17 protein-coding genes are annotated in these 22612 nt (G+C 61.5%); all 17 read right to left on the bottom strand.

Annotated features, from left to right (window positions below; all coding sequences use genetic code 11):
• Positions 1 to 16: 16 nt before the first annotated feature.
• Complete coding sequence (locus M9924_08505) at positions 17 to 1279, bottom strand: hypothetical protein (protein MCO5064447.1); 1263 nt, start codon at positions 1277 to 1279, stop codon at positions 17 to 19.
• A 5-nt stretch (positions 1280 to 1284) separates the two neighbouring features.
• Complete coding sequence (locus tag M9924_08500) at positions 1285 to 2373, bottom strand: D-glucuronyl C5-epimerase family protein (protein MCO5064446.1); 1089 nt, start codon at positions 2371 to 2373, stop codon at positions 1285 to 1287.
• A 76-nt stretch (positions 2374 to 2449) separates the two neighbouring features.
• The gene (gene asnB / locus M9924_08495) at positions 2450 to 4342 is read right to left on the bottom strand and encodes an asparagine synthase (glutamine-hydrolyzing) (GenBank protein ID MCO5064445.1); all 1893 of its coding nucleotides are present in this window, start codon (positions 4340 to 4342) and stop codon (positions 2450 to 2452) included.
• 1 nt (position 4343) lies between these two features.
• Entirely contained in the window at positions 4344 to 5654 is a 1311-nt protein-coding gene (locus M9924_08490) for an oligosaccharide flippase family protein (GenBank protein MCO5064444.1), read from the bottom strand.
• Between the two features lie 43 nt (positions 5655 to 5697).
• A complete protein-coding gene (locus M9924_08485; GenBank protein ID MCO5064443.1) occupies positions 5698 to 7011 on the bottom strand; it encodes a nucleotide sugar dehydrogenase in 1314 nt (437 codons plus the stop codon).
• 145 nt (positions 7012 to 7156) lie between these two features.
• The gene (locus M9924_08480) at positions 7157 to 8524 is read right to left on the bottom strand and encodes a DUF2793 domain-containing protein (GenBank protein ID MCO5064442.1); all 1368 of its coding nucleotides are present in this window, start codon (positions 8522 to 8524) and stop codon (positions 7157 to 7159) included.
• A gap of 80 nt (positions 8525 to 8604) precedes the next feature.
• On the bottom strand, positions 8605 to 9915 hold the full coding sequence (locus M9924_08475) for an HlyD family type I secretion periplasmic adaptor subunit (GenBank protein ID MCO5064441.1): 1311 nt from the start codon (positions 9913 to 9915) through the stop codon (positions 8605 to 8607).
• Positions 9912 to 11657 (bottom strand): type I secretion system permease/ATPase, encoded by a 1746-nt coding sequence (locus M9924_08470; GenBank protein ID MCO5064440.1) that lies wholly within the window; start codon positions 11655 to 11657, stop codon positions 9912 to 9914. Before M9924_08470 ends, M9924_08475 begins: the two co-directional genes overlap by 4 nt.
• A 413-nt stretch (positions 11658 to 12070) precedes the next feature.
• Entirely contained in the window at positions 12071 to 13648 is a 1578-nt protein-coding gene (locus M9924_08465; GenBank protein MCO5064439.1) for an FGGY-family carbohydrate kinase, read from the bottom strand.
• Positions 13648 to 14340, bottom strand: coding sequence for an HAD family hydrolase (locus M9924_08460; protein MCO5064438.1), 693 nt, complete (start codon positions 14338 to 14340; stop codon positions 13648 to 13650). The genes M9924_08465 and M9924_08460 overlap by 1 nt, the downstream gene beginning before the upstream one ends.
• Before the next feature lie 13 nt (positions 14341 to 14353).
• Positions 14354 to 15832 carry a mannitol dehydrogenase family protein gene (locus M9924_08455; protein MCO5064437.1) on the bottom strand — a complete coding sequence of 493 codons (1479 nt, stop codon included), beginning with the start codon at positions 15830 to 15832 and terminating at the stop codon, positions 14354 to 14356.
• A 63-nt stretch (positions 15833 to 15895) separates the two neighbouring features.
• Positions 15896 to 16897, bottom strand: a complete 1002-nt coding sequence (locus M9924_08450) for an ABC transporter ATP-binding protein (protein MCO5064436.1) — start codon at positions 16895 to 16897, stop codon at positions 15896 to 15898.
• Between the two features lie 10 nt (positions 16898 to 16907).
• The gene (locus M9924_08445) at positions 16908 to 17732 is read right to left on the bottom strand and encodes a carbohydrate ABC transporter permease (GenBank protein ID MCO5064435.1); all 825 of its coding nucleotides are present in this window, start codon (positions 17730 to 17732) and stop codon (positions 16908 to 16910) included.
• Between the two features lie 7 nt (positions 17733 to 17739).
• Positions 17740 to 18612 carry a sugar ABC transporter permease gene (locus M9924_08440; GenBank protein MCO5064434.1) on the bottom strand — a complete coding sequence of 291 codons (873 nt, stop codon included), beginning with the start codon at positions 18610 to 18612 and terminating at the stop codon, positions 17740 to 17742.
• A 140-nt stretch (positions 18613 to 18752) separates the two neighbouring features.
• Complete coding sequence (locus M9924_08435; GenBank protein MCO5064433.1) at positions 18753 to 20063, bottom strand: sugar ABC transporter substrate-binding protein; 1311 nt, start codon at positions 20061 to 20063, stop codon at positions 18753 to 18755.
• A gap of 241 nt (positions 20064 to 20304) precedes the next feature.
• Positions 20305 to 21258 carry a sugar-binding transcriptional regulator gene (locus M9924_08430; protein MCO5064432.1) on the bottom strand — a complete coding sequence of 318 codons (954 nt, stop codon included), beginning with the start codon at positions 21256 to 21258 and terminating at the stop codon, positions 20305 to 20307.
• A 179-nt stretch (positions 21259 to 21437) separates the two neighbouring features.
• Complete coding sequence (locus M9924_08425) at positions 21438 to 22610, bottom strand: HlyD family efflux transporter periplasmic adaptor subunit (GenBank protein MCO5064431.1); 1173 nt, start codon at positions 22608 to 22610, stop codon at positions 21438 to 21440.
• Positions 22611 to 22612 lie beyond the last annotated feature (2 nt).

Here is a 22612-nt window from a genome sequence, read left to right as displayed (position 1 = left end):
TAGACCGGCGCATGCATTATGGCGTTGTCGCTCTTCTTTCGGGCCGCACGGAGGACAGCAGATACAGCACCGAGATGCTCACGACCGCGCCATAGGTGAGGAAAACCGACGTTGTTGCCGAATTGGCCACTATATATCCGACTGGAAAGAGGATCGGCACGGAAACGCGCAATGGCACATTCCTTGTGACCGAATCGATCAGAACGAGAATGAAAAAATACACGGCCAGCACAAGGGCGATCCCGGGCAGGCCACCACGCGCAATGCCGTTTCCAAACAATCCGGTGTTTGCGGATCCGTCGGCTCCGAACACATACCGGGAAATGATGGCCGGTGCGTCGCGCATGTTACTGGCATTGTCCAGTCCGAACTCTTGCAAATAGTACTGCACATTCATGCCGGGAACGAGGAAAGCGCGCCTGAACCAGTGGATCAGCGCCGTTTCGCTGAGGCCCGTTACGCCCAACAACAGGCAGACAAGCGCTGCGGCTGCAAGGAACAATATAACGCCTCGAACCGTATTCACCTCGCGAATGACAAAATAGATTAGCACGACGAATATGGCTATGAATATCACGCTCTTGTAGGCGGCAATTGAATAGACGAAAATCGAAATAATCGTACCGATTATTATGGAAAATGCGGACAGATATTTTTGCTTGCGAAACATGTGCAAGCCGATGATGATTGAAACAGGCGAAATTGCGTATCCTGATATAAGAAACATATATGTATCTATCTTGCTCGTAGACCTGCCGATCGATTCCACGAACAATTTCCGGACTTCGTAGACATCGTAGATCGACACGAGGTTGAACGAGACCGGAAATCGCACGCTGATATAGAGAAAGAACAGGGTGATAGTCCCAATGTAGACTTTGTTGAACGTCTCCCGCGAGATCGGTAGGATCGGCATGGAAATGTTCGCTCTCGATGCGAGCATCGAGAGCCCCGTGAAGGAAACGGCCACTAGTGCGGCAAAGGAAACATAAGGATAGAGATTGCTCGAAAAATATGGCGCCGAGGCAATCGTTCCGAATACGTGCAGATAATATACGATCCAGATTAGCGCGGTCGACACCTGCTCTCTAAGGGGCAGGAAGAAGGAAGGGAGCACCGCCATGACAAGGAAGAACAGCGATTCGGACTGAGGTGGAATGGTGCATCGGTCGTATCCGGGAACGTTTATAAACGCGTCGCAACTTCGTTCCTGGCCGACCGCGAACGCCAGCGCGAGGCAAAGGGTCGCAAGAATTGAAGTCGCTCGCGCCCCGCTCATTTGCTTCATACCGTTTGTGGCTTCAATGCCCGGTCGAGCAGCAGAAGCATTGTCGCAAACAGGGCGAGGAACATTGCGACGAGCGTCATGACAAACTGCACCTTCGAAACCGAAGGTGGACCAAACATCGTATAGAACAGGACGGGGAACGCCCGCCCGATCTTCCACCGGATCGCCAGTCCGTCGAGCGTTCCATCGTTCAACCGCCTGTCCTCGATCAGCGCGGTCTGAATGGCGTGATACTTGATGTTCGCAATCGAGCCCAGGGCATCGTATCGCGACCAGTATCCCATGTCGTATAATCTGAGATTCATGTAGATCGAGGTGCGCAGCGCCGAGGACATCTTTCCGGTGCCCGCAAAGGCTTCATAGCCTCGTATCGCGTGATATGAGTAGATCATGCCGTTCAGCACTTTGGACAATTCTTCCGGCGGCATTCGAGGGTCCACGTACTCATCGATCCAGGGCGCGCCATTGAGCAACGACAGGCTGCCGCCGGTCGAAATGGGCGCAATCGCACTTTCGTAAAGCCGCTTGGCCGTATCCAGATATTTTCGGTCACCAAAACAGTCCCAGGCGCGCAGCAGGAGCGTTGTAGCGTAGGCATCCGTCAGACCTGACCACCACGGCGCTTTCAGCTTGCCATCCGGATAAAATTGATAGGGCCAATCAAAATTGTAGAATAAATGGGCGAGGCCTCTGTCGCCGACCCGCGCGTTCTCGACCAGCCAGTCCGCGGACGCCTTGAATTTTTCGATCGATATATCGTCGGGAGGAAACGGCCAGTAAGCGAGGCTGGCGTCATGTGACCAATGATAGCTCCCGGCAAATGCGCTCTTGCGGCAGGTCTCGGAATACAGAATCCCGTAGTGGACGACGTAGAATGGCGAGATGATCCCCCCTTCAACGTGGGGCGAATAGGAACGTGGCAGTCCATCGGACGAGAACGACCTGACCGACGAGGGTCCGCCCGTGAGGTAGCTGCGCAGGCCCGCATTGAGGTCGGAAATCTCCTGCGCATAGCTGTTCATGATTGCGAGCGTCACAAGCGCCGCAAGCGCGGCGGACAATATCGCTTTGGATGTGCGGTGCATGTATGACCTGAAGCGTCCCATGGGGAGATGGAAACAGGGTGCCGGATAGAGCCCGGAACGCGGTCCGAAAGCCGCATTACGAGGCGCTGATCCGGTTCTGGAACCATCTCACGTAGTTTACCCAACGCCACACCTGCCATGTGAACGCAGCTTTTCCTGATATGACCCTGTCGAAAGCATCGAGCAGGTCATTTCGGCTCAGAAACGGAATGTCTTCGGCGCCTTCAAGCCATACCCTGGCCATCGGCGCGATCCTGTAGAGCCAGGATCTCTCCGGTGTCGCGAAGCCGATCTTGTCGCGCCGGTTCAGGATCGCTTCCGGGACGATTCCCCGCATCGCGGCCCGGAACACATGCTTTGTCTCCCCGCTGTCCGAGACCAGATATTTCTCGGGCATGGAAAGCAGAAGCTCCGCCATTGGAACGGTCGCGAAGGGAACCCGGCTTTCAATCGAGAACGCCATCGAATTGCGGTCGGCATGGCGCAGGAGATGCGGCAGTCCCCGCGCTTGCAGGCTGCGCGCCAGTTGCTCGACAACCCGACGCCCCCGATTTTCCGGCGCGAGCATCGGCCTGTTTTCCCGCAGGACCACGCCCGCCTCGCGCAGCATCTCGTGTTTCAGCCAGGCCGGCTGCGCGTCGCGGCCCATGAGCTTGCGCGCCCGGGTGTAGAGGTCGTCCGGGAAGCTGGCCTGCCCCAGATACATCCATGCCTGGAGGTATGAGCGCCCTGGCCAGCCTGCCCATTCCCGCGCGAAACGGTGCATCGCGCAATATTCGCCGTGCTCGAACAGGCTCAACATCCTTTGGCCGGGATAGCCGAGATAGCCGGCGAGAATCTCGTCTGCGCCCTGGCCGTCGAGCGTCACGGTGATGCCGTTTTCCTTCGCGAGCTGAAAGACGCGATATTGCGCATAGATGCTCGTGCTGCCGAAGGGCTCGCCCTGCGCGGCGATGACGGCGTCTATGTCGCGCGCAAGGTCCGCCGCACCCGCCCGAACTTTGTGCCCGCTCGCGCCGGTCGCCTCGTTGACCATGTCGACCCACCGCTCCTCGGAGAGGTCATCGCGCTCGGCGATGTAGCTGAAAGTGTGGATCGGAACATCGGGTTCCAGATGACGCATGGCGCAGACCACGGCGGAGGAATCGATCCCGCCCGAAAGAGCCGCCCCCAAAGGAACGTCGCTGCGCAGGTGCAGCCGAACACTGTGCAGGAAACGCTCGCGCACCGCCTCGACCGCTGCGTCGAAGGACAAGTCGAATGATTCGGCTGTCGGCGCGCGCCACCACGTTTCCGGTTCGGCGCGCCGGTTAGCGCGCTGATCTATCACCAGAAGCGTGCCGGGCAGCAGGTGCCGCACGCCGTCGATGAAGGTGCGATCCTGGCTGTCGTAGTCGGCGTTGACCAGATAGTCATAGGCACGCTGGAGATCGGGACGCCGCGGCTCGGCGCGCAGCGCCAGCAAGGCCGTCAGCTCCGAGGCGAATACAAATGCATCGTCGTCCTGCGCGTAGAAGAACGGTTTGATCCCGAACGCATCACGAACGCAGGTCAGGGTATCTTCGCGGCGATCGTGGACGACCAAGGCGAACATGCCGTCGAGCCTCGAAAGGCAATCCTTGCCCCATTGCGCCCAGGCGGCCAGCAGCACCTCCGTGTCCGAATCGGACGCGAACATATGACCAAGGCCGCGCAGTTCCTCGCGCAACTCCCGGTAATTGTAGATCTCGCCGTTGAACACGATGGCAAGACCGGAATCCCGATTCAGCATGGGCTGGTGGCCCCGGCTGCTGAGATCGATGATCGAAAGGCGATTCTGGCCAATAGCGATGGTGCCCGCGCCGGACCGGACGGTCTCAATCCCGCTGTCATCGGGTCCGCGATGGCGCATGAGATCGAGCGCCGCCTGCACGCGCACGCCGCTCGACAGGCTCTCCGCCTTCCACGCGCCCCCGGCGATCCCGCACATGTTAGTCCTCGGCACCCAACAGAAGCTGCGCTGAGGTTCCCGCGTCGTGACCACGGGTATGACGGATGATCACCGCACAGGCGAAGAGGTAGCCGACGAGGTTCACCAGCGAGAGCGCGACGATGGCCGTCAGCGCGCTTCCATACACATAGCCGAGCAGCAAGGCCGCGCCTTTCAGCACCAGCATCACCGCATGAATCATGAAATTGATGTTCTGGGCGCTCGTGGCCATCAGCACCAGCGAGATGGAGGAGAACAGCACCTGTCCGAACAGGCCGACCATGAGCCAGCTCGCGAACATCCCCGCCTCGCGCCACGCATCGCCGAACACGAATTCGAAAATCGGCTCCCCGGCAAGGAACATCAGCAGCGTCGGCAGGGCGAGAAGCGCGGCGAGGAACATCAGCACCCGCGTCGCGAGGACGGAAATCTGTCCGCCTTCCACGGCGTTCCGGCTGTGGGAATAGAGCACCTGCCCGATCGACTGGCTGAGCAATGACAGCGGAACGCCCAGCACGCGCTCGCCCACCATGTAGAATCCGGCGATTGCCGGAGTGAACAGGAGGGCCAGCAGCAGGTTCGGCAGTTGGACGCTCACCGCGTCGAGCGTGGCGGCAGCTACATCGAACTTGGGAAAGCGGCTGTAGCGTCGCGCAAGGCTCAGCATGCGCGCCCGCCGCGTGCGTTTCATCGCGTCGAAATGCTCGCGCGTCCCGGCTGCCAGCCTGTATGCGCCGGAGGTCTGCCCGACCGAATGGCCGATGGCGAGGCCAAGCCCGCCGAGCCCTGCAAATCCGCACATGATCTGCGCCGCCACCATGGCGACCGACTGCGTGACCCGCGTGCGGGCGATGGCGCCGAAATCGCGGCGGCGCACCGACCACATCCTGAAGGCGCGATAGCTGCCCGCCCCAACGATGGAGAGCGGCAATATCCACAATATGTGGGCCAGTTCCGGCACGTTGAAGAACTCGGAAGCCCTCTCCCGCCACAGCGCCACCACCGGCACAAGAGCCAGCGCCACGACGGAATTGATCAGCAAGGCGAGCAACATGACACCAAAGGCATTGCCCTCGCTGCGCGGCAACGGGACAGCCAGTTCGTAGCGCAGGCTGGACACGACAAAGGCAACTGAAAACAGGCCTGTGAAAACAGCGAAGGCGCCAAAGTCAGCCGGCGTATAAAGTCGCGTCGTGAGCGGCGTCGCAGCAAGCATCACGAGCTGTGCCACGATATTCGCTGAGATCAGCGCGCCTACGGATTTGGCGAAACCATTCCACCCGGCCGTTCCCTTCTCAAACTTCAGGAGCACATATCGGCCCCTTGTGTTTTAGACCCGCCGAGCCTCACACGGATTACGCCTTCACAAGCGTATCGAAGGCCTCTCGGAACTTGCCGCGCGTATCGACGACGAGCCGAGCGTTCTTGCGTATCATCTCGTAATCGAACTTCGAGTGATCCGTGAGCAACACGACGCAATCGTAGCTTGCGACAACTTCAGGCGTGAGGTCTACCGACTTCAAGTTGAACTTGTGTTCACGCATGCGTGGAAAAACCGGAACGTTGGGATCGCAATATTCGATGTTTACACCTTTGTCGCGCAAGATCTCCATGACTTCAACCGAGGGTGACTCCCGCATGTCGTCCACGTCGCGCTTGTAGGCAATGCCGAGCGCCAGGATGCGGCTGCCCTTGAGCGCCTTCTGCCGCTCGTTGAGCGCGGTCGCGATCTTTTCGACCACCCATTTGGGCATGTCGCGGTTCACCTCGCCCGCAAGCTCGATGAAATGCGTGTTGAGGCCGTATTCGCGCGCCTTCCAGGTCAGGTAGAACGGGTCGATGGGAATGCAATGGCCGCCAATGCCGGGGCCGGGATAATATGCGGTGAAGCCGAACGGCTTGGTCTTTGCCGCATCGATCACCTCGAAGATGTCGATATCCATCTTGTCGGCGATCATCTTCATCTCGTTGACGAGCCCGATATTGACCGAGCGCTGGATGTTTTCCAGAAGCTTGGTGAGTTCCGCCGCGCGGGTGGAACTGACCGGGACGACCTTGTCGATCACCTGCCCGTAGAGCGCCAGTCCGACTTCGAGGCAGGCGGGGGAAAAGCCGCCACACACCTTGGGGATGGTGCGTGTGGTGAAGTGCTCGTTGCCGGGGTCCTCGCGTTCGGGCGAATAGACGAGGAAATAGTTCTCGCCCACCTTGAAGCCGCGCCGCGTGATGCGCGGCAGAAGTTCCTCATCGGTGGTGCCGGGATAGGTCGTGCTTTCGAGCGACATGACCTGCCCCTCGCGCAGGTGCGGCAGGAGCGAGCCCACAGTGTCGAGCACGAAGCTGAGGTCGGGCTCGCGGTGCCTGCTGAGCGGGGTCGGCACGCACAGGATCAGCGCGTCCGCCTCTCCGGCGCGCGAAAAATCGGCAGTCGCCTCGAAGCCCGCCTTCCGCGCCTCCGCGACGCTTGAACTGCTGATATGGTCGATATAGCTCCTGCCCTGCGAGAGAAGCTCGATCTTGCTGTCGTCGATGTCGAACCCGATCACCTTGTAGCCGACTTCGCAAAACCGCAGGACCAGCGGAAGCCCGACATAGCCCAGGCCGACAATACCGATTGTCGCGCTGCGATCCTGGAAACGCTTTACCAAATCCAGTTTGACTTGATTCATGGCTGACAAGATCTGTGTATCCTTGAAATGATCGCCGATGCGCCTGCCGGGCGCATCGGGCAAGAGTCCGCATTCTCCGTGCCGCGCAGATAGCAGCAAGAGCTTTCCGTTCCAAGCCGAATGTAACGGCGGGGCGGTTTTGCCGTCAGGCCGGCCAACTCGTTGTGGCGGCGATTACCCCGGCATTGCTGTCGACGGACGTTATCCCGCCCATCAGGGCCGGACAGGCCATCTGGTAGCGATGTGTGCTCGCCTTGCAATACAGGCTCAGCACCATCGGCATATAGCCATAGCTGGCACGCACAGAAACGCTGTCCTTGACTGTTACGGAGCGCCATCCGTCACCGGGCTGGAGGATCAGATGCTCCTCGCTTGCGGAACCACCTGATATGATGGTCTGACCGGCATTGCAGCGGATCAGCACCGGCTCGTCCATCGCACGAAAATAGGCATGGAACGTCATGTTCGGTGCGCGCAGCGTCTGGCCGGTCATCAGGCTGAGATACCAGTTTTGGGAACCGTACGGGAGGACGTTGGCCGTTCCGGCGCCATGCGTGAATTCCGCCACCCAGAATTCCACGCCATAGCGCCGATAGTCGACGTCGCGGATCATTTCCACCAGTGCCCGCACCGATGCGTTCAGCGTGCCGGCAGTGCCGCCATGGTCTGTATTGTTGTGCAGGAATTTCGCCAGCCCCGCCACGGTGGTGCTGTTTTGCCTGAAGAGATAGGCGGGTAAAGAGAACGATCCCACGGCAATGGCATTCACGCCCGTTCCGGCAAACCTGCCGCTGTCCGCATAAAGATTGACGCAATAATCCGTCAGAATGTTCGTTTTCGGCATGCTGACCGCACCCGTGGCGCAGTCGACCTCCAGCGCTTCCAGCCAGTTCGCACCGTCGGGGCTGACCTTGACCGACAGATTGTCCGAGCCGATGAGGCCGATTTCCGCACGGCCCGAATAGGCCCGCTGCATGAGCAGGGAGAGGACATTCGCCGCGCCTTCCTTGTTCATCTTGTAGCGCAGGTCGCCTGTGCCGCCATCGGCGACCGGCTTGGCCGTCCACAGCGCATCGTTCAGCTTGGCCGCGAATATGTTCGTCGCATCGGCCTCGGTTCCGACGCCCAGCGACGCGATGTTCTGGAAATCGGTCTCTCCGCCCGAGCCGGTCCCGCCACCAAGCGCTCGCCAGCTTTCCCCGTCCCAGAAACATGCGGCGTCCTCGTCGAGGACGGTCGCGATCCAGCCGGGGCGCGGCAGGTAGAATTCCCATGCGCCATCCTGCCAGGCCGCTATTTCGCCTTCGTGGCCCACCCAGTCTCCGCTCGCCGGAGCGCCCACGATGTAGCGGTCGCCCTCGCCCGGCGCACCGGGCGAGGCCGCAAGCTCCCGCGAGAGCACCGCAAGTTGCACGAGTGCGTCGAGGCGGCGCAGCGCCTCATTGTGCGTCACATGCTTTTGCGCCTGCGAAGGCAGGATATAGGGGAGAGAGAGGTTCGACGTTTCTTCCATGATGCAGCTCCGGCCAGACCAGTGTCGCATCAATTTTAAACCGGCGCCCGCACACGTGGACAAAATGCCGGCGCGGCAACTCAATCTTCGCGGAACGCCCTGTCGATCTGGTCGCGCAACGGTTTCACGATGTAGGAAAGCATGGTCCGGTCGCCGGTTTCGAAAAAGACCTCGGCCGGCATGCCCGCTGTCAGCGTCAGGTGATCGAGCTTTGCCAGCTCGTCCCTCGAAATGGCCACCCGCACCTGATAGAACGCGCTGCCGGTCTGCTTGTCGATGGTGAGGTCCGCCGCAAGCTGGTCGAGATTGCCCTTCAACTGGGGCGTGGTCTGCTGGTTGAATGCCGAAAGCCTGATGATCGCTTCCTGACCCTGATGCACCTGATCGATGTCCTGCGGGAGCACGCGGGCTTCCACGGCGAAATCGTCCTCGGTCGGCACAACCTGCATGATCGTTTCGCCGGGCGCGATCACGCCGCCGATCGTGTGCACGGAAAGCTCGTGGACGATACCCGACTGGGGGCTGCGAATTTCTATGCGGCGCAACTGGTCCTCGGCTGCGGTCTTGCGCTCCGAGGCTTCGCTGATCTTCGCTTGCAGTTCACTGATTTCCTTCGCAACCTCGCTGCGAAGGTCCTCGTCGATCTGGATGATCTGGAGTTCGATCTCCGCCACCTTACCCTTTGCCTGCGCGATGGCCGCGGTGCGTTCGCCATATTCGCCGTCGAGCCGAGCGGCCTCGCGCTGGAGCGACGCAACACGCTGGACCGAAACGAGTTTCTGGTCCCACAATTTCTGGACAGCATCCAGCTCCTTGTTGATGAGCTCCATCTCGCGGCGCTTTGCGACCTGCTGTTCTTCCTGCCCGTTCACTTCCTGGCCAAGCTGGGTGATCCGCTCGCGAAGCTGCGATTTCAGGCCGCTGCGTGCATTGGCCCGAAGATCGAAGACCGTCTCTTCTTCCTTCATCAGGCGCTTCACTTCAGGTTCATTCTCGCGGCCACGAAAAGCAATCGGCGTCCTGATGCTCGCGACCCCGTCGCGTTCCGCTTCCAGCCGCGCAAGGCGCGCCCAATATTCATCGAGGCTGTTCGCGACGATAGCGAGGTTCGCCTTCGTCACCGTAGGGTCCAGTTTCACCAGCATGTCGCCCGCCTGAACCCTGGAGCCTTCCTTGACGGCAATCTCGCTGACCACGCCGCCCGTCGGATGCTGGATCTTCTTCACGTTGGAGCTGACCGCAAGCAGGCCGTGGGCAATCACCGCACCTGAAATATTGATGGTGGCGGCAAGCGCGCCAACCACGCCCACAAGGAACGCGCAGGTTGCCAGCCCTGCGAACAGGTAGCGATTGATGCTGGCGCTGAACGGGGATTTCGTGTCGAGCTTCATTTCGATTCCGGTGCAGCCACCACCTTCAGCGAGCGCTGCGGCAAGGCCGGGCGCGTAAGCTTGGCAAGGATTTCATTCTTGCGTCCGAACGCATGCATCCGCCCGCCATTCATTACCAGCACGAGATCGAGATTGGCGAGCGCGCTCGGCCGGTGTGCCACCACGACGACGATGCCGCCGCGCCTGCGAATCCGCTTCAGCGCTTCGTTGAGCGAGGCTTCGCCTTCCGCGTCCAGATTGGAATTGGGCTCGTCGAGCAGCACCAGGAAAGGATCGCGGTAAAGCGCCCGCGCCAGCGCTATCCTCTGCCGCTGGCCGGCGGAAAGATCGACGCCCTGCTCACCCACCCGCGTGTCGTAGCCATCCTTGAAACGCACGATCAGTTCATGGACACCCGCACTCGACGCAGCCGCGATCACCATCTCGGAGGTCGCCTCGGGGTCGAAACGCGCGATGTTTTCCGCGATCGTCCCCTCGAAGAGCTGCACGTCCTGCGGCAGATAGCCGATATACCGCCCGACCTCGTCCGGGTCCCATTGGTCGAGCGTCGCTCCGTCGAGGCGCACCGATCCCCTCACTGGAGCCCAGACTCCGGCAAGACCCCGCAACAGGGAGGATTTGCCGGACGCGCTCGGGCCGATCACGCCAAGGCCGTCGCCCGCGCGCAGCGTGAAATTCACGTCCTGTACAATGAAGAAACTTCCACCCGGGGCCGCAAGGCCAAGGGATTCCACCGTGAACAGGTTTCTGGGCGGCGGCAATTCCGTGCGCGGACCTTCCGGCGGCAGCAGCGCCACGAGTTTTTCCAGCCGCTGCCAGCTTTGGCGCGCGCCGATAAAGCCGCGCCAATGGCCGATCAACTGATCGATGGGCGCAAGCGCGCGGCTCATCAGGATCGAACCGGCGATCATGATGCCGCCCGTCGCCTCGCCGCGAATGACCAGCAGCGCGCCAACCGCGAGAATCATCGATTGCAGCACGGTGCGCATGACGCGCGCCACCGTGGCGAGTGTTCCCGCCGTGTCGCTGGCAGTCGACATCGCTCTCAGGTGTTGGAGATTGACCTCAGACCAGCGCTCGCGGATGCGCGAGCCGAAGCCCATCGCCTGCAAGACTTCCGCATTGCGCCTGGCCGAATCGGCAAGTGCCGCCCGGTTGGACGCAAGCCCGCTGGCAACGCGCATCGGCTCCTTGGTGCGCTTTTCCGCCAGAAGCGTCAGGCCGAACAGCACCGCAGCGCCGACAAGCGCGGTCGTGCCGATCCAGAAATGGAACAGGAAGCAGATGACGACATAGATCGGCATCCACGGCAGATCGAACAGGGCGGCGGGCCCGGTGCTCGACATGAAGGAGCGCACCTGGTCGAGGTCGCGCATCGGCTGGTTGCCGTCGCCGGGCAGCTTGATGCGCAGCGGCAGTTGCACCATCGCCGTGTAGATCGGCCCGCTGCATGCGTAATCCATCGCCGACGCTATGCGCACCAGCAGGCGCGAGCGGATAAGCTCGAGCACGCCCTGAAAGCTGAACAGCACCAGCGCGATGATCGAGAGGCCGATCAGCGTCGGAATGCTGCGGCCCGGGACAACACGGTCATACACCTGCAACAAATAGAATGACCCGGTCAGGGTCAGGACGTTGATGACGCCGCTGATGACGCCGATGCTGATGAAGGCGCGCCTGAACGCGCCAAGCGCCTCGGACAGCCCGCTGCGTTTACCGAGATTGAAATCCGCGAAACGCATGCGACCCACCAGCCCAGCCAGGAAGGCCCGGGGTCCCTCACTCAGCCGCATGCCATCCCCCGCCGCTCGGAAGCGCTGCCAGAAGGTGGGCTTTCCCGCATAAATATTTATATCTGCCGTAGTAATGGCCAATATCCGTTTTGTTGCTGGAAAAGGAGTGCCGGTTTGCCAAACAAATCATGGCGTAAGAATGGCCATATGCTGAAGTCGTTGAAGTTAAGGCGTAATTTACACGCCATCTTTCATTCAAATTGTGGACAATCAGTTTCATTATCGACGCAGTACCAAAAAAAGCGCGACTCAAGCCCGGCAAGACTTATGGTTAACGGATCGCCAGTGAGCGCCCGGATGGCCTTGGCGTCAATTCATCACTTTGGATGCTTGTGGCTCGCGAGGCGCCCGCGCCGGGCCGGTCAGAGCCCGTCCAGCGCCTGCCTTTGTCGGTGCATTTCCAGATAGATACGGTAATCCCGCTCATATCTTTCGGCCCGCCCGGGCGCAGCGCTTCGCCGCCTCGACGGCCTTGCCATGTTGACCGCGGCGTCGGCGAGACCGGCATGGCAACCGCAGGCCGCAGCGGCGACCATCGCCGTGCCCAACAGCACCGATTCATCCGTTTCCGGCTCGACCACGGCGCAGCCGGTCGCGTCCGCATAAAGCTCCATCAAAAGCGGATTGCGCGTATGCCCGCCGGTCACGTGCAGCGTATCGATGCCCTGTCCGTTGGCGTTCAGCGTATCGAGAATGTGCCGGACGCCGAGCGCGATGGCGACCGCCGTGCGCCAGTAGAGCCTGCACAGCCCGTCGAAGGAGGCATCCAGCGCCAGCCCGCTGATGACTCCCAGCGCATGCGGATCGGCATAGGGCGACCGGTTGCCGTGAAAATCCGGCAGCACGTGGAGGCGCGGCGCGGGCTCGTCCTGCAGGGCGCGCAGTTCGCCGATGCGCTGCGCGATCCGCCCATGCATAACCGCGTTCGGCTCCGCGCCCGAGCCGTGCAGGCGGATGATATGGTCCAGCAGCGCCCCGGTTGCCGATTGGCCGCCCTCGGTGAGCCAGAGTTCGGGCAGCACCGTGCCATAATACGGCCCCCAGAAACCGCGCAGCCGTCGCGGCTCCGCGGCCATGGTCATGACGCAGCTCGACGTGCCGGCAATCAGCGCCATCTGCCGCGCCAGTTCGTCGGGCCTGCGCGCAAATTGGCCGAGCACGCCCAGCGCGCCTGCGAACGCATCGATCAGTCCGGCACCCACCCGGCAACCCGTGGTCAGGCCGAGCGCTGCCGCCGCCTCTGCGGTCAGCGGGCCGAGATCGGTTCCCGGCGGCACCGCCCGCGCCGGAAGGTCGCCGCGTACCGGCATGTCGCCTATGCCGAGCATCTCGAAGAAGTCCTGCCGCCAGGGCTGAGGCTCGTGCGCGAGATAGGTCCATTTCGCAGTCAGCGTGCATTGCGAGCGCGCCGTCGACCCGCTTGCGCGCCATGTCAGGAAATCCGCGAGGTCGAAGAAAAGGCCCGCCCGCGCCCAGCTTCGCGACAGATTGCGCTTCAGCCACATCAGCTTCGGCGTCTGCATTTCGGGAGACATGGTGCTGCCGATGAAATCGAGCGCCTCGTGGCCCGTCGCCGAACATTCGTCGGCTTCGGCCAACGCCCTGTGGTCCAGCCACGCGATGGTGTCCCAGCGGTCCTCGCCGCCGGGCGAAACCGACACCTGCGCGCCGGCGGCATCGCGCACCACCAGCGAGCAGGTCGCGTCGAAGCTCAGCCCGGCGATCGCAGCCGGATCGACTCCCGCCGAAGCCACCGCCGCCCGCACGGCCTTGCACACCGCCTGCCAGATATTTTCCGAATCGTGCTCGGCGAAATCCGCGCTCGGCCGATTGATGAGGATCGGCTCCTCGCCGCGCCCCAGCAGCCTGCCGTCCGCCTGGAACACACCCGCGCGTGCGCTGCCCGTCCCCACATCGACCGCACAGACATGTCGCGGCATCACAGCGCCTTCCTGATCGCCGCTGCGGCGAGACGGTCGGGCAATTCGCTCATGTCGCTGAATATCAGGTCCGGTTCGAGCGCCGCAAGCCCCGCCTCCAGCCCCGCCGGAAGCGCGTGGCCGCCGCCCGTGAACGCAAAGACGCGCATCCCCGCCGCCTGCGCCGCCATCACGCCCGCCGGGCTATCCTCCACGACGATGCATCGCGAAGGTGCTGCACCCATTTCGCGCGCCGCGTGCAGGAAAAGATCGGGCGCGGGCTTCCCGTGCTCCACCATGCTCGCGCTGAAAATATGCGGCTCGAAGAAGTCCAGCAGGCCGGTCACCCCGAGACTCAGCCGGATGCGTTCGGGCGAACTCGACGACGCCACGCATATCGGCAGCGACAGGCTCGCAAGCGCCTGCGCGATACCGGGCACCGGCTTCAGTTCGCGCGCGAAGCGCTCTCTCATATTGCGCCTGACGAACTCCAGATGCTCGTCGGTCATCGCGATCCCGTATTCGTCGAACAGCACGGATCGCATGGCCGCCATGCTGCGCCCGAGAAAGCGCTTGTAGATTGTCGGCTGGTCAATCGGAATGTCGTATTGCACGAACAATTCCGACAGCACGAGGGTCGAGATCGGCTCGCTGTCCACCAGCACGCCGTCGCAATCGAAAACGATCAGATCGGTTTGCGCCGGAGGTCTCACGGCAGCCTGCGCCTCAGCGGGAGTTGCCCAGATAGCGGGTCAGCACCTTTGCCGCGCCGTCTTTCCAGAGCGCCGCCAGCGCTTCGGCGAAGGCGCGCGCAAACACGTCCGAACGCCCCACCGCGCCATAAATGTCTTCCATGCCAAGCCACGCCGCCGGATCGTCCTTTGCTTTGCGTGCGGTCGCCATCATCCGGTCCCAGTTCGGGTCGTTCGGTTCGATCGGCGCGCCGCTGTCTGTCGTGCCGTAGCAATAGCGGCACCACAGCGCCGATTCCAGCGCCAATCCGTCGATGCCCTTTCCCGCCTTCAGCCGGTCGGCAATGGTCGGGATGATGAATTTCGGCTGGCGATTGGAGCCGTCGAGGCAAAGCCGGCGCACCGTGTCGCCTATGGTCGGATTGGAGAAGCGCCGCTCGATCAGCGCGAAATAATCGTCAAGGCTGGTGCCGGGAACCGGCGGCACAGTCGGAATGATTTCCTCATTCTCGATCTTCGACAGGAAGCGCCGCACGAGGTCGTTTTCCATCGCCTCATGGACGAAATGAATGTCCATCAGTCCAGCCGGATAGGCGATCACCGCATGGCCGCCATTGAGAATGCGTATCTTCATGAGTTCGAAGGGCGACACATCGTCTACGAACTGAACGCCGACCTTTTCCAGTGCCGGGCGTCCGGCGGGAAACCTGTCCTCCAGTACCCATTGCCGGAACGGCTCGCAGAACACCGGCCAGTTGTCCTCGACTCCGAAATCCTCCTTCAGCGACTTGCGCTCGCGATCGGTGGTGGCCGGCGTGATGCGGTCCACCATCGCATTCGGAAACGCCACATTGCGCTCCACCCAATCCGCGAATTCGTGGTCCGACAGCCGCGCCAGCCCCACCACCGCGTCCGAAGTGACATGGCCGTTGTGGGGGATGTTGTCGCAGCACATCACCGTGAAAGGCTGGACGCCGTTCGCCCTGCGCCGCTTGAGCCCGGCGAGGATCAGACCGAAAACGGTTTTCGGACGATCGGGATTCTTGCCATCGGCCACGATGTCGGGGTGCTCCGGATTGAATTTCTGGGTCGCCGGATCGATGAAATAGCCGCCCTCGGTGATGGTCGTCGAAACGATGCGGATGGCGGGATCGGCGAGCATCGCAATGAGGGCGTCCGTATCACCCGGCTCGATGAAATCGATCATCGAGCCCGTGACGCGCGCCTGCTTGTGGCCTGCATCCTGCTCGACCACCGTGGTCAGCCAGTCCTGCTGCTTCAGCCGTTCGCGCCCCGGCTTCTCGAAGTCGAAGACCCCTGCGCCAACCAGCGCCCAGTCGTGATCCAGGCCCGCATTGAACAGGTCGTCCAGATAGACCGCCTGATGTGCGCGGTGGAAATTGCCGAGGCCGAAATGCACGATGCCTGCCTTGAGCGTCGCCCGATCATAAGCCGGTCGCGCCACCGCTTCAGGAAGCTCGCCAATATTCGCGGCTGATAGCTTGACGGTCATTGCGCAAAACCTTTCATGCAGGCGAGGCCGGGCGGCATTAGGGGCGGTGCGAACGCATCTGATCTACCGCACCGCCAACCCGTCGCCCCCGAACCGATGCAGCTTGGTCGGCATGGGCGTGAGATAGATCGTGTCGCCATGGTTCACTCCGACCTCGCCGTCCGCCCGGACATTGATGGTTCCGTGGTCGTCGGTGTGCACATGCAGGAAGGTGTCCGATCCGAGATGTTCGGCAACGCCGACCTTGCCGCTCCATGCTCCTTCGGTCGTCGAGATTTTCAGATGCTCCGGGCGGATGCCGATGGTCTTGACGCCCTGCGCGGCAGCGGCCTCGCCCTCAAGGAAATTCATCTTCGGCGAGCCGATGAAGCCAGCGACGAACAGGTTGCGCGGATTGCGGTAAAGCTCCATCGGCGAGCCGACCTGCTCGATATTGCCCGCGTTCAGCACGACGATCTTGTCGGCCATGGTCATGGCTTCGACCTGGTCGTGCGTCACGTAGATCATGGTCGTCTTGAGCTGATGATGCAGTTCGGAAATCTCCAGCCGCATGGTGCCGCGCAAGGCGGCGTCGAGGTTCGACAGCGGCTCGTCGAACAGGAAGGCCGAAGGCTGGCGCACGATGGCGCGCCCGATGGCGACACGCTGGCGCTGGCCGCCGGACAACTGGCCGGGGCGGCGTTCGAGGTAGTTCGTCAGGTTCAGCACGCGCGCCGCATCCTGCACCTTCTTCTCGATCACCTCCGGCTTCTCGCCCGCCATCTTCAACGGAAAGGCGATGTTCTTCGCCACCGTCATGTGCGGGTAAAGCGCGTAGGACTGGAACACCATCGCCAGCTTGCGCTTGGCCGGCGCTTCCTGCGTCACTTCGCGCCCGTCGATGGAAATGGTGCCGGCGGTGACATCCTCGAGCCCGGCGATCAGCCGCAGCAGGGTGGATTTGCCGCAACCGGACGGTCCGACGAAAACGACGAATTCGCCATCCTCGATATCGAGGTCGATGTTCGGAATGATCGTGGTGGAGCCGAACGATTTGTTGACGCCACGCAGATTGATCTTGCCCATGCTTTCCTCCCTACTTCACCGCGCCGAAGGTGAGACCCCGGACAAGTTGCTTCTGGCTGAACCAGCCCATGATGAGGATGGGCGCGATCGCCAATGTGGATGCCGCCGAGAGCTTCGCCCAGAACAGGCCCTGCGGACTGGAGAATGAAGCGATGAACGCCGTCAGCGGCGCGGCTTCCGTGGTGGTGAGCCGGATGGTCCAAAATGCCTCGTTCCACGCGAGAATGATGTTGAGCAGCATGGTGGAGGCGATGCCGGGAACCGCCATCGGCAACAGCACGTGCCAGATTTCGCCCCACAGCGACGCTCCGTCCATGCGGGCTGCCTCGAGGATTTCGCCGGGAATTTCGCGGAAATAGGTGTAGAGCATCCACACCACGATCGGCAGGTTGATCATCATCAGCATGAAGGTAAGGCCGAACCGGCTGTCGAGCAGCCCAAAATCGCGGAACAGCAGGTAAATGGGAACCAGCACGGCCGCCGCAGGCATCATCTTCGTGGAGAGCATCCACATAAGAATGTCCTTGGTCTTTCGGGTCGGCGAAAAGGCCATCGACCATGCGGCGGGCACTGAAATGAGGACGCCGATCAGTGTCGAGCCCACGGCGATAATCACCGAATTCATGAAGAATTTGAAATAGTTCTGCTGGCCCTGCACCTCGCGATAGCTTTCCAGCGTGAAGGAGGGGACCAGATTGAAGCCGGAAATTGCTTCCTGTTCCGATTTCAGCGAGGTGATGACCGTGTAGAGGATCGGAAAGACGATGATGAGCGCCACGACCCAGGCGGCGACCGTCCAGATCAGCTTGGTGCGGGTGGGAACTGCGCGTGCCATGGTGCCCTCACTTGTCCAGGTTCTTGCCAACGGCGCGCATCAGGAAGAAGGCGACGATATTGGCGAGGATGATGGCGATGACGCCGCCTGCCGAAGCTCCACCGACATCGTAGCCGAGCAGCGCGGTGCGGTAGATCAGGAAGGGCAGGTTCGTGGATGCGTAGCCTGGCCCGCCATTGGTGGTGACGAGGATTTCCGCATAGACGCCGAGCAGGAAGATCGTCTGGATCAGGATCACGACGGTGATCGCCCGCGACATATGCGGCAGCGTCAGGTACCAAAAGCGCGACAGCGCGCTCGCCCCGTCCATCTCGGCGGCTTCCTTCTGCTCGCCGTCCAGCGATTGCAGCGACGTGAGCAGGATCAGCGTCGCGAATGGCAGCCACTGCCAGGCCACAATGATGATGATCGACAGCAGCGGAAATTGCGCGAACCAGTCCACCGGCTGGAGCCCGAAAAAGCGGGATATATCAGCGAACACGCCATAGCCCGGATGCATGATCATGTTCTTCCACACCAGCGCCGCGACCGGCGGCATGACGAAGAAGGGCGAGATCACGAGGATGCGGACAATGCCCTGCCCGAAGATCGGCTGGTCGATCAGCATGGCGATCAGGATGCCGCCGATCACCGTGATCAACAGCACGCCGACAACCAGAAGCAGTGTGTTGACGATGGAGGTGACGAAGGCCGGATCGGTCAGGAAGTAGCGATAGTTGAACAGCCCGCCGAAACTGACATTCGTGGGATCGAGCAGATTGTAGTTCTGGAACGAGAACCACAGGGTCATCGCCAGAGGCACGATCATCCAGATCAGCAGGAGAATGACCGAGGGCGCCATCATGAAGCGCGCAAGCGTGCGGATGTTCTGGGTGGCCATGTCCGCTCTACCTCTTGGCTATAGGAGCGAGTGCGAGACCTATCATCCGTCTGCCGGCAGGCGGATGGGTGGATAGGCCCGTCATCGGAAAGGGGCCGACCGGCACTGGGAACCGGACGGCCAAGGCACCGGGAGGAGCCTTATTTGATGTAGCCGGCGCGGGTCATCTCGCGCACCGAGATCTGCTGCGCCGCTGCCAGCGCATCGTCGACGGACTGCTGTCCGGCAAGCGCCGCCGAGAAGAGCTGGCCGACCTGCGTGCCGAGGCTCTGGAACTGCGGAATAGCGACGAACTGCACGCCGACATAGGGCACAGGCTTGACGGTCGGCTTCGTGGGGTCAGCCGAGTTGATCGAATCCAGCGTCATTTTCGCGAAGGGCGCGGCCTTCTGGTATTCGGGATTGTTGTAGAGCGAGGTGCGCGTTCCGGGCGGAACATTGGCCCAGCCCTCCTTGGAAGCGACCAGTTCGAGATAGGCCTTGTCCGTCGCCCAGGACACGAACTTCTCCGCGGCCTCAGCCTTCTGCGTGCCTGCCGGGATGGCCAGCGACCATGCCCAGAGCCAGTTGCCACGCTTGCCGAGACCATTGTCGGGCGCCAGCGCATAGCCAACCTTGTCGGCCACCGTCGAGTTCTTCGGATCGGACACGAAGGACGCCGCGACCGTCGCGTCGATCCACATGCCGCACTTGCCCTGCTGGAACAGCGCAAGGTTCTCGTTGAAGCCGTTCGACGACGCACCGGACGGGCCGGCCTCCTTCATGAGGCTGACATAGGTGTCCATCGTCTTTTTCCATTCGGGCTGGTCGAACTGCGGCTGCCAGTTCTCGTCGAACCACCGCGCGCCAAACGAATTGGACATGGCCGTCAGGAATGCCATGTTCTCGCCCCAGCCGGCCTTGCCGCGCAGGCAGATTCCGTTCACATCGTTGGCGCGGTCGGTCATCTTCTTCGCCGCGTCGATGATGAACTCCCAGGTCGGGGCCTCCGGCATGGTCAGCCCGGCCTTTTCCATCAGGTCCTTGCGATACATGACGAAGGACGACTCGCCGTAGAACGGCGCGGCGTAGAGCTTGCCCTCATAGGACAGGCCGCCCGCGATCGCCGGGATGATGTCGGCCACGTCATAATCGGCCCCGAGATTCTCCAGCGGCAGCAGCCAGCCCTGCTTCGCCCAGATCGGCACCTCGTAGGTACCGATGGTCATCACATCATACTGGCCGCCCTTGGTGGCGATGTCGGTCGTGACGCGTTCGCGCAGGACATTCTCCTCCAGCGTCACCCAGTTCAACTGGATGTCCGGGTTCTTCTGCGCGAAGTCGTCAGTCAGCTTCTGCATGCGCACCATGTCGCCATTGTTGACCGTGGCGATGGTGATCGATTCGGCATGCGCGGCGAAGGCAAGCGCACTCGCTGTGCACATGCCGAGTACGAGCGTGGAAAGTTTCATCAATTTCCTCCCTGAAACCAATGCGAGCATTTGCTATGGCTGTGAGCGATTATTCACTACAGCGCGAAGCTGTCAATCGGGATTCGTTGCTGCGCCGCAGCATGAACCCTTCGCGCAAAAAGCTGCGAGCCGCTCGCAAAGCTGGTCGGTTTGCGCGCAAAAGGCAGGGCTATACCTGTCCAAAAATGGGACTGAGGCCATTTTTGCAGAAATTTCCGGGCAAATTTGGGTGAATGCGGCGCTAAGCGAGCAGTGCGGCAGCGGTTCGCTCGTCGGTAATCAAACCGTTCACGAGGCGCCGCGTGACCGCCGCCAGAATGCCGGGAAGCTTGCGCTCACCCATGGCCAGCGCCACCACGAGCGACTTTTCCCGCGAGGGCAGCGGAGCGCTCGCGACCCGTGCATTGGTCAGACCATCGATGAGATGACCCTGCCGGTCGAACACCCAGCCGACGATTTCCGCAACGCCTCCGGCTTTCTGGAGCGCCTTGAGTTCCTGGTCCGAAATGAACCCGTCCACGAAAAGCGGGGCCTGCGGCCCGAGTTCTCCAATGCCGACAAATGTTACGGAAGCACTTGCCGCGAGCTCGAATGTCTGACGAACCATGGGCTGGGCAAGCAGCATCTCCTTCTCGTCTTCCGACGAGGCGATCACCGGCAGCGGCATAGGAAAACTACGGGCTTTGATGCGGTCGGCCATGTTGAAAATGACGTTGTAGAACGCGGCCGAACCATCCGGCGAAATGTTGCCCGTCAGCGAAACGATCTTGTGCTGCGGGCATTCCATGGCCGGCAATTGCTCCGTCGCCGCCTTCAGCGTGCGGCCCGTCCCGATGCCCATGACGATCGGTTCCGGCGAACGCAGGAAGCGTTCGATCTCCGTGGCCGCCGCCTCCGCAATGCCGATTGTCGTCGAGGTGGAATCGGGATCGCTCGGGACTACCTCCGCGAGGTCGAGCGAAAAACGCTTGCGCAACTCTTCGGCGAGTTCGAGACAGCGCGCGATCGGGTGGTCGAGCCTGACTCGGACCAGCCCTTCGGACATGGCAAGCGACACGAGACGCTGCGCCGTCTGCCGCGAAACGCCGAGTTTCGCTGCAATCTGGTCCTGCGTGTTTCCGGCGACATAATAGAGCCAGCCCGCCCGCGCCGCCTCATCAAGGCGGGATGACCCTGTTTCTGGACGCAATGCCATTGCGATACCTCCGCGCCCACTTTCGCAGGGTTTCACGCGGCACGCAATTGCCCGGTTTCAAGTCATTTGCCCGAACGCATCCGGCACAGCCAATGTAGCACGCCGTCGGGTTGCGTGAACCGAATTCGATACGGAAACTTCGCGCCTCGCTGTCGGCGCGGCGAAATGAGCGGAGCGCCTCAGCGTTCGCGCATCGCTTCGCCGGCTTTTTTCAACGGTTTCAGCAGATAGTTGAGAACGGTGTTGTGCCCCGTCCTGATTTCTGTTGTGGCCACCATGCCGGGAAGGATCGGATGCTGCTTTCCGTCCTTGGTCGTGAGGTAGGACTGGTCGGTCAGGACATAGACGCGATAATATTGAATCCGCTTGTCGGTCTGGTCCTCGATCGTATCGGGCGAAACACGGTCCACCTTGCCGGACAAGGACCCATAGATCGCGGAATCATAGGCCGTGATTTTCACATTGGCTTCCTGCCCCGGATGGATGAACGCGATGTCGCGCGGGCTGAGACGTGCTTCGATCAGCAACTGGTCTCCGAGAGGAACAATCTCCATCAGAATGCCGCCGGAGGGCACTACGCCCCCGATCGTCGTGATTCGAATATCCTTGACGATGCCATGCGTCGGCGCGGTTATCATGGTGCGCCGCAACTGGTCCGCGCGCCCCTCGCTGACTTTCAGCAGCGGACCGAGGTCGCCCATCGTTTCGGCGAAGTCGGCTTTCAGGGCGACATAATATTCGCTCTCGGTCGCGGCCAGCTTGGATGAATATTCCGCGACGCGCTGCTTCAATCGCAGCACCTCGACTTCATTCGTCGCGCCGGATTTCAGCAGTGGAACCGTAATTTCGAGTTCCTCATCAGCAAGTCGCAACTGCTCTTTCAGATTGTCCAGATTTTCCTTGAACGCCTTCCGGTTGGCGATGAACAACTGGCGCTCGCGCTCCACCACGTCGGTATTGACTTCAAGCTCCTTCGGGAAAACCACTTCGGTGGCGTCGGCCATTTCCGCCTTGAGGCGCGCTGCCCGCGCCTGCAACGCCACGATCTTGGCCATCGCCTCTTCCATCGAGGTACGTGCCTGTACCGGATCGAGCGTCGCCAGCTTTTCTCCAGCTTCGACAATATCGCCTTCACGGACGAACAGCTCGGCCAGGATGCCGCCTTCAAAGCTCTGGATCACCTGCCCCTTCGAAGCGGGCGTGACCTTGGCTTCGCCGATCGCCACTTCATCAAGCGGCGCATTGGCAGCCCAGACGACGAAGATCAACAGCGACGCGATGATGAGCCACAGGAGCGCGCGCATCTTTCGCGCTTCACCGCCATGATAGGCGGTTATTCCGAGATCGGTCATCG

This window comes from Rhizobiaceae bacterium (assembly GCA_023953835.1).
In the GTDB taxonomy this organism is placed as follows: Bacteria; Pseudomonadota; Alphaproteobacteria; order Rhizobiales; family Rhizobiaceae; genus Mesorhizobium_G.
This window is presented reverse-complemented; position numbering and strand designations above follow the sequence as displayed.